1 protein-coding gene is annotated in these 1,169 nt (G+C 47.0%); it reads right to left on the bottom strand.

Going from position 1 to position 1,169, the window contains the following annotated elements:
• A partial coding sequence (locus tag IX315_RS09565; protein WP_211834181.1) for an IS1634 family transposase occupies positions 1–1,169 on the bottom strand: 1,169 nt, incomplete at both ends.

Genomic DNA, 1,169 nt, shown 5'->3' with positions numbered 1-1,169 from the left:
TAAGTCTGACATCAGCTTTGGATTGGCTGTGCTTCTCGTGTATTTAATATCGTAGAATTTGGCAATGGAGGGGTATTTCTGCATGGCTCGCCCGATGCGTTCAATCACCTTTTCATAGGTCTTGGTACCGCCTTTGCGTGAGAGGCTTTGCTTAGCTTTCGTTAGCTCCAGCTCAAATCGCTCCTTGAGAGCTCCATTCATACTCTCCTCTGTATGGAGTTTCTGTGGGGAGTTGACCTGTAGGTAGTAGTCCCCATTTTCGTCCTTTCTTTGCACCTTCCGAAGTGTGATCACTTCCCCCTTGCAGTCATTGACAAGGACGCTTTCCTCACTTGGTGTCAGCTCATAATCCTTTAGCTTGGTGCGTGATACACAGAGGTAGTTGTAGCCTTTAGACTTAATGAGCGAGAGATTTTCTTCAGTCGCAATACCTGCATCCATTACCACTAGTGCCTTGGAATTGTCCGAAAGTGGGCTCTTTGCAATCACTTCTTCTATCATATGAGGAAGTGACTTCGGATCTGCCGTATTGCCCTCTAGAATTGAAGAGTAGCGGATAAATCCATCTGTATTAATACAAAGAGCGAGTACGAGGAGCTTGCAATCGCTCCTTTTTTCTTTACTCCGTCCAAACTTAGCTTTTTGACTACTCCGCTTACTTCCCTCAAAATAGAAGTTGGTGAGATCAAAAAGTAGGATCCTATTCTCTTGATTGAATAGGTTGTCTGTTACTCGGCAAAGGTGCTGCTCCAGCTCGCTCTTGATGGTATATAGCTCAGGGGCGACATTGTACATCGCTCTATACCCAAGCGACTCTTCCTCCTCTCCGTAGACCAATTCACAGGTGGCGGAGTTGTCCCTAAGGATCGCACGGCTCTTAAACTCCGAGGGGCAATATACAGTGCGGACCATCAACATAGAAATGGCGGCTTTTATTCGTCGGTCGGACCAGCCTTGTTCCCTTAGAAACTCTTCAATCCGAAGTTGTCGGATAGATTGTAGGGTCATCCATTCAGCTCCAAGCTCCCTAGCATCGGTGTGATTAACGCTCTCTGAGTCAAGCATCTTACGCGCTTTCGCCTCCGATTCCTTGATCACCTGGCGGGAAATGTCAATGGCTCCGCTCTCTACCATTTCACTCCAAAACTTACTGATGTGAAGGCGAGTCT

Origin of the sequence: Porphyromonas levii, assembly GCF_018206105.1 — a bacterium.
Lineage (GTDB): Bacteria > Bacteroidota > Bacteroidia > Bacteroidales > Porphyromonadaceae > Porphyromonas_A > Porphyromonas_A levii.
Note: the sequence above shows the minus strand (reverse complement) of the source record. Positions and strands in the feature narration are given on the sequence as shown.